A 7,541-nucleotide genomic window follows, 5' to 3' on the forward strand; every position below is an offset into this window, starting at 1 on the left:
ACCTCGGGCTGGGCGTGAGCGTGGACCAGGTGAGCTGGGGCACGATGCTGGCCGAGGCGCAGAGCGAGCTGATCCTGGGCTACTGGTGGCAGCTCGCCACCGCGACCGCGTTCATGGCGGTGTTCGTTACCGCCTTCTCGCTGATGACGGACGCGCTGCGCGACGCGCTCGACCCGAAGCTGCGCGGACTGGAGGACTGAAGCGATGACGACCGCATCCACGCCAGGCTCCACGCTGCTGCGCATCGAGGATCTGAAGGTCCGCTTCCGCCTGGGCCGCGAACACGGCCAGACGCGCTGGGGGCGCGCCGTCGGCGACGACGCTGGCGGCATTGGCTTCGACATCCCCGAGAACACCACGGTCGCGCTGGTCGGCGAGTCCGGCTCGGGCAAGAGCGTCACGGCGATGTCGATCGTCCACCTGCTGCCCGAGAACGCCGAGCGCACCGGGCGCATCCTCTTCGACGGCCGCGACCTGCTGCAGGCCCCACCGGCCGAGCTGCGCGCGCTGCGCGGCCGCGCGATCGCCTGCGTCTTCCAGGACCCGATGGGCTCGCTCAACCCGGTCTTCACCGTCGGCGCGCAGATCGCCGAGCCGCTGCGGCTGCACCTCGGACTGGGCCGCCGCGCGGCGCTGGCCCGCGCCGAGGAGCTCCTCGCCGAGGTGGGTCTGCCCGAACCGAAACGGCGCCTGTCCGCCTACCCGCACGAGCTGTCGGGCGGGCAGCAGCAGCGCGTGATGATCGCGATGGCGCTGGCCTGCGAGCCACGCCTGCTGATCGCCGACGAGCCGACCACCGCGCTGGACGTCACCGTGCAGCGCCAGATCCTCGAACTGCTCGCCCGGATCAAGGCCGAGCGGCGCATGGGCATGCTGTTCATCAGCCACGACCTGGGTGTCGTCGGCGAGATCGCCGACCAGGTGGTGGTGATGCGCCACGGCCGGATCCGCGAGACCGGCCCGGTCGCCACGGTCTTCACTGCGCCGCAGGACGCCTACACCCGCGCGCTGCTGGCCTGCCGCCCGAGGCTGGACGACACCGCACGGCGGCTGGTGGTGATCGACGCGCACATCGCCGGGCAGACAGCCCCGGCACCCGCGACACCACCGGCCGTGCCACGCGACGCCGAGGCACCGGTGCTGATCGAGGCGCGCGGGCTGTGCAAGTCCTTCCCGGTCCGCGAGGGGCTGTTCGGCCGACGGGCCTTCAAGGCGGTGCAGGACGTGAGCTTCACGCTGCGGCGCGGGCACACGCTGGGTATCGTCGGCGAATCCGGCTCGGGCAAGACGACGATGGGCCTGACGCTGCTGCGGCTGCACGAAGCCACCGCCGGTCAGGTGCTGTTCGACGGCCGCGACCTGTTCGCGCTGCAGGGGGCCGAGCGGCAGGCGCTGCGCCGGCGCATCCAGATCGTATTCCAGAATCCCTACGCCTCGCTCAACCCGCGTTTCACCATCGGCCAGACGCTGCTGGAGCCGATGCAGATCCACCAGATCGGCGCCGATGACCGAGAACGCGAGACCCGGGCGCTGGCGCTGCTGGAGCGTGTCGGGCTGGACGCGACCGCCTTCGGCAAGTACCCGCACGAGTTCTCCGGCGGTCAGCGCCAGCGCATCGCCATCGCGCGCGCGTTGACGCTGTCGCCCGAGGTGTTGGTGCTCGACGAGGCGGTGTCGGCCCTGGACGTGTCGGTGCAGGCGCAGGTGCTGAACCTGCTCCGGGACCTGCAGGACGAGCTGGGCCTGGCCTATGTCTTCATCAGCCACGACCTGGCGGTGGTGCGCTTCATGGCCGACGAGGTGCTGGTGATGAAGGATGGGTGTGTGGTCGAGCGCGCCGATGCGCAGGCCTTGCTCGCGGCGCCGCGCGAAGACTACACACGCCGGCTGCTGGGGGCGATTCCGCGGGGCTACGTCGCGGCGCAATAGCGATTCCATCCACCGCCTGATCAGGGGATATGCAGGAACGCGCTCTTGCGAAGATCTCGGCACCGCACCACCACTGCCGAGCACCGCCATGAAACCTCGCTGGACCGACTGGCTGGCCGCCGCCGCCATTGCCTTCACCCTGAGCGCAGGGGCCGCCACGACCGTGCTCGACGACGCGCCGCAGATCGCGCAAAGCCGCTGAATCCGGCGCGCCACGGAGCAGCCAAGTGCCTATCGTGCACTAGTGCGCACGACCCGCATCCGGCTTGAAACAGGTCATCACCAGCCGTGGCAAGTCCGCTTACGCTGGCCGCTCGACCTGTTCAACCCGCTTTCCTGGAGACTGCCATGAAGTTCCGCTGGTCCGAATGGCTCACCGCCGCAGCCCTGGTCCTGGCGTTCAGCGCCTTTGCCGCCGCAGAAGCCTCCGAGCAGGCACCGGTCGACGTCGAAGCGCAATGAATCACGGTCCCGTGCACCGGGTGCCTCCCTCGGAGATGACATTCCAGGTGCAGCGGTTCATCATCGAATCTTCTCTTGTGATTCTCCTCCTCAGAGAAGCCTTCGGGACTGCGTGAAGTCCCCGGGGAGGCGGGCGATCCGGACTTTTGAGAGCGAGCCCCCGGAACGTCGTCCCGTCTCCCTGCTTTTTTCCGATCGACGCCTTCAGGCCGTCGCCAGTGCAAGCGCCACCGCCAGATCGGCCCCCACCTGCGCGTTGTGCTTCACCAACGCGATGTTGGTGACCAGGCTGCGGCCATCGGTCAGCTCCTTGATGCGCCCCAGCAGGAAGGGCGTGACCGCCTTGCCACGGACACCGCGCTCCGCCGCTTCGTCCAGTGCCTGGTGTGTGATGGCCTCGATCTCGGCGGGCAGGATCTCATGCTCCATCGGCACCGGATTGCTGAACACCACCCCACCGCCCAGCCCGAGCGACCACTTCGTCCGCAGGAAACGCGCCTGGTCGGCCGGCGCATCGATGCGGACATCGCAGGGCAGCCCGCTGTCCCGGCTGTAGAACGCCGCGAACCGGTCCTGCCCGATGCCGACCACCGGCACGCCATGCGTCTCCAGATACTCCAGCGTCAGCGGCAGATCCAGCACCGACTTGGCGCCCGCGCAGACCACCGCCACCGGCGTGCGCGCCAGCTCCTGCAGGTCGGCCGAGATGTCGAAGCTCTCCGCCGCGCCGCGGTGCACACCACCGATGCCGCCGGTGACGAACACCTCGATGCCCGCCCGCGCCGCGCAGATCATCGTCGCCGCCACGGTCGTCGCCCCCACCCGGCCCATCGCCACCGCATACGGCAGATCGCGCCGGCTGAGCTTCATCACGTCCGGGTCGCGGCCGAGCTGTTCGAGCTGTCCGTCCGACAGCCCGATGCAGATCTGCCCGCCCATCACGGCGATCGTCGCCGGCGTGGCGCCGCGGGCGCGGATGATCGCCTCGACCTCGCGGGCGGTTGCCACGTTCTGCGGCCACGGCATGCCGTGGGCGATGATGGTCGATTCGAGGGCGACGATGGGGCGACCGGCATCGCGTGCGGCCTGCACCTCGTCGGAAAAGCGCATCAGGGGATCGGACATCGGCATTCCTTGTTCCTTTCAGGACGGGATCGGGGAAAGAGGGTCGGCATCGGGCACGACGGTCGCCGCACTCTGCACGGTCAGCGCCGCCCGCACCAGCGCCTGCGTGCAGGTCGGCGACCAGCCCTGCGCGGCGACGGCGCCGCTCCAGAGTCCGTGGCACAGCCCGGCGGCCAGCGCGTCGCCCGCGCCCGTCACGTCGACGATGGCCTCGGACGGCACGGACGGCGCCGGCATGAAGACCAGCGCCCCACCGACCCCGGTGTGGCACAGCCCCTTCGCGCCCAAGGTGACGACCACATCCTGCACACCCGCCGCCTGCAGCCGTGCCACGCCGTCCGCCACCGCCTCGGTGCCGGCCCACGCAACCAGCTCGCCACGGTTGAGCACCAGCAGGCGCACGCCCTGCAGTCGTGCGGGCAGTCGCACCATCTTGGCCTCGGACACGGCCACGAGCACCAGCGGCGGTGCGTCCGCATCGACCGATGCGGTGACCAGCGCGGCCAGCGTCCCGGCGGGCAGGTTCAGGTCGGCCACCAGCAGCGCCGCCGTGCGGCACCGCGTGGATCGCTCGGCGAGCCAGTCCGGCGTGAGCTGCTCGCACAGGTCCATGTGCGCCAGCGCGAGGTGCAGACTGCCGTCCGGGTTCAGGACCGCGGTGTAGCTGCCGGTGAGCGCGTCGGCGACGACCAGCACCGCACCGGTGTCGATGCCGCAACGGGCCGCGTCGTCCAGCAGCGCGCGGCCGGCGCGGTCCTGGCCGACAGCGGTCAGCAGATGCACCGGCACACCGCCGCGGGCGAGGTTTTCCGCGACATTGCGGGCCACGCCGCCAAAGGCTTCCTGCGCCGACACCGGGTTGGAGCTGCCCGGCAGCACCGGCGCTGCCACGCGCAGCTTGCGGTCCACGTTGGCGCCGCCCAAGCAGACAACGGGGCGCACCGCCGGGTTCATGCGGCAGCGATCCGTGCGAGTGCGGCGGCCTTGACCGTGTCGTCAAGGAAGGACGCCCGCACCGCGTCGGCCTGCTGCGCCATCAGCGTGGCCACCGACAGGCGCTGGTGCGCCTGCAGCGCGGCCAGTTCGCCGCTGAGCGTCACCTGCGAGATCAGCCGGTTGTCCGTCGAGCACGACAGGTGCAGCCCCGCTGCGGTCATCGCGCCAAAAGGATGCGCGGCGAGGCGGCGCACCGCGCCGGTGTGCACATTGCTGGACGGACAGACCTCGAAATGCACCCCCGCCGCCCGCGCCTGTTCGACCCAGACCGGGTTGTCCATCACCCGGATGCCATGGCCGATGCGGGTGGCGCCCAGGCGGATGGCCTCGATGACGCGGTGGCCGTCATCGGCCTCGCCGGCGTGGCAGGTCAGGCCGAGGCCGGCGTCGTTCGCCAGGTGCAGCGCCTCGCGGTGGCGCGTCGCCGGAAAACCCCGTTCGGCGCCGGCCAGGTCAAACCCGACCACGCCACGGTCGGCGTAGCGCCCGGCCATGCGCGCCACCGACGCGGTGCACGCAGGGCCATCCGTGCGCATCGCGCAGACGATCAGCCCACACGGCAGCGCGCTGCGCGCCAGGCCGGCCAGCAGGGCCTCGATCGCTGCTTCCGGGCGCAGGCCGAGCGGAGCGAACAGGCTCGGCGCCATGCGGAACTCGGCCAGCACGCAGCCGTCGGCCAGCGCATCCTCGGCGGCCTCGAAGGCCACGCGCTCGCAGGCAGCCGCACTGGCCATCGCGCCCACGGTCAGCGCGAAACCGGCCAGGTAGCGTTCCAGGCTGCCCGCGTGCGCATTGGCCGCGAACCAGTCGCCCAGCGCCTCGGCCGTCGCGGCCGGTGGCGTCAGGCCGCGGGCGCGGCACAGGTCGAGCAGCGTCTGCGGGCGCAGTCCACCATCCAGATGCTCGTGCAGCAGGACCTTGGGTCGCGCCGACCAGGCCGCAACCTCCAGCACTGGAGCGAGCGGCACACCGTCCGTCAGGCATGGGTTCTGCTTGTTCGTCGCTGACATGAACCGCCCCGGCTAGGGAAAACATGAATCGCCCACCGGAATCGGCGAACGTTAGGATGGTGCTGATCGAGCGGGAAGCAAACGTTTGCGCACCACCAGAACGCCGCATTTCACCCCATCCTGACGATCAGCGTCAACACCGCGCCCGACGCCCCATCCTGCACCACGCCGCTTGCGGCACCACTTCAGCGAGACCTCCGATGAAGACCTTCCTCCGCCTTGCCACGCTGTCCTGCACCCTGGCTGCCGCCTTCGCCGCGCACGCCGACCCGGCCGTCATCTTCGACATGGGCGGCAAGTTCGACAAGTCGTTCAACGAGGCGGCCTACCGCGGCATGGAGCGCTGGAAGAAGGAGACCGGCAAGCCCTACCTCGAATTCGAGATCGCCAACGAGACCCAGCGCGAGCAGGCCATCCGCCGCATGGCCGAGCGTGGCGCCAGCCCCATCATCGGCATCGGCTTCGGCCAGGCGTCGAGCATCGAGAAGGTCGCCAAAGAGTTCCCGAAGCTCAAGTTCGCCATCATCGACATGGTGGTGGACGCGCCCAACGTGCAGTCGGTCGTGTTCAAGGAGCATGAAGGCAGCTTCCTCGTCGGCATGATGGCGGCGCAGGCGAGCAAGACCGGCAAGGTCGGCTTCGTCGGCGGCATGGACATCCCGCTGATCCGCAAGTTCCAGTGCGGCTACGAGCAGGGCGCGAAGTTCGCCAACCCGAAGGTGGAGACCTTCGCCAACATGACCGGCACGACCGGCGCCGCCTGGAACGACCCGGCCCGCGGCGGCGAGCTGACCAAGGCGCAGTTCGCCAAGGGCGCGGATGTCGTGTTCGCGGCGGCGGGCGGCACCGGCATCGGCGTCTACCAGGCGGCCAAGGACGCCGGCAAGCTGGCGATCGGCGTGGACAGCAACCAGAACCACCTGCAGCCCGGCACGATGCTGACCTCGATGCTCAAGCGCGTCGATGTGGCCGTCTACAACGTGGCGAAGAACCACACGCCGGGCATCGCCGCGCTGGGCCTGGCTGAAGGCGGGGTGGACTACGCCCTGGACGAGCACAACGCCAGGCTGGTCAGCGCCGACATGAAGGCCAAGGTCGATGCGGCCAAGGTCGACATCATCAGCGGCAAGATCAAGGTGGTGGACTACATGGCCGCCAACGCCTGCAAGTGATCCCCGGCCTGTGACCACCATCAAGGACGTGGCAGCACGGGCGGGGGTGTCGTTCACCACCGTCTCCCACGTCCTCAACAGCACCCGGCGGGTCAGCGACCAGTCGCGCCAGCGCGTCGAGCGGGCGGTGTCGGAGCTGGGCTACGTGCCCAGCGCGCTGGCTCGGGCGCTGAAGACCAGCGAGACGCATGTGCTCGGCGTGCTGGTGCCCAACATCACCAATCCGTTCTTCGCCGAGCTGACACGCGGGGTCGAGGACGCGGCGCGGGCTGCGGGCTACTCGGTGTTCCTGTGCAACTGCGACGACGAGCCGGCGCGGCAGCTCGGCTATGTGCAGAGCCTGCTGGCGCGGCGCGTGGACGGGCTGCTGCTGGCGAACTCGGCGGCCGAGGCGTCGATCGTCGCGGGCGCGCTGCGGCAGACGCCCGTGCCAACCGTGGTGGTGGACCGTGCGGTGGCCGGGCTGGAGGCGGACCGGGTGCGGCTGGACAACGTCGGCGGCGCACGGCGGGCGACCGAGCACCTGCTCGGCCTCGGCCACCGTGGCATCGCCTGCCTGGCCGGGCCGCTGGCGTTCGAGGTCAGCCGCGCCCGCGTGGCCGGCTGGCGCGAGGCGCTGGCGGCGGCCGGGATCGAGCCGACGCCCGGCTGGCTGGTCGAAGGCCCGTACAGCCCGGCGCAGGGCCACACAGCCACCTTGCGGCTGCTCGCCGAACACCCTGACATCACCGCCATCTGCGCCGGCAACGACCTGCTCGGCATCGGCGCGCTGCGGGCCGCCGCCGAGCGCGGCGTGGCGGTGCCGCGGCAGCTTTCGGTGATCGGCTTCGACGGCATCGAGCTGGGC

At 70.5% G+C, this 7,541-nt stretch carries 6 protein-coding genes and 1 pseudogene; 4 read left to right on the top strand and 3 right to left on the bottom strand.

Going from position 1 to position 7,541, the window contains the following annotated elements; translation table 11 throughout:
• Positions 1–200 (top strand): annotated as a pseudogene (locus AB3X43_RS12080) (ABC transporter permease); the annotation flags it as partial.
• Between the two features lie 4 nt (positions 201–204).
• Positions 205–1,929: an ABC transporter ATP-binding protein gene (locus AB3X43_RS12085; RefSeq protein ID WP_369430102.1), complete on the top strand. Its 1,725-nt coding sequence runs from the start codon at positions 205–207 to the stop codon at positions 1,927–1,929.
• 666 nt (positions 1,930–2,595) lie between these two features.
• Here AB3X43_RS12085 and AB3X43_RS12090 read toward each other — a convergent pair.
• The 3 genes from AB3X43_RS12090 to add are packed head-to-tail and all read right to left on the bottom strand — an operon-like array spanning position 2,596 to position 5,522.
• On the bottom strand, positions 2,596–3,516 hold the full coding sequence (locus AB3X43_RS12090) for a pseudouridine-5'-phosphate glycosidase (protein ID WP_369430103.1): 921 nt from the start codon (positions 3,514–3,516) through the stop codon (positions 2,596–2,598).
• Positions 3,517–3,534: 18 nt separating this feature from the next.
• Positions 3,535–4,470, bottom strand: a complete 936-nt coding sequence (locus AB3X43_RS12095) for a carbohydrate kinase family protein (RefSeq protein WP_369430104.1) — start codon at positions 4,468–4,470, stop codon at positions 3,535–3,537.
• A complete protein-coding gene (gene add / locus AB3X43_RS12100; RefSeq protein ID WP_369430105.1) occupies positions 4,467–5,522 on the bottom strand; it encodes an adenosine deaminase in 1,056 nt (351 codons plus the stop codon). The genes AB3X43_RS12095 and add overlap by 4 nt, the downstream gene beginning before the upstream one ends.
• A 200-nt stretch (positions 5,523–5,722) precedes the next feature.
• Between add and AB3X43_RS12105 the strand changes: the two genes are divergently transcribed.
• Entirely contained in the window at positions 5,723–6,694 is a 972-nt protein-coding gene (locus AB3X43_RS12105) for a BMP family lipoprotein (RefSeq protein WP_369430106.1), read from the top strand.
• 10 nt (positions 6,695–6,704) lie between these two features.
• Positions 6,705–7,541 (top strand): LacI family DNA-binding transcriptional regulator (locus AB3X43_RS12110; RefSeq protein WP_369430107.1); only part of this gene is annotated, 837 nt, incomplete at its 3' end.

Source organism: Sphaerotilus sp. (assembly GCF_041083715.1).
Classification (GTDB): Bacteria; Pseudomonadota; Gammaproteobacteria; order Burkholderiales; family Burkholderiaceae_C; genus Sphaerotilus.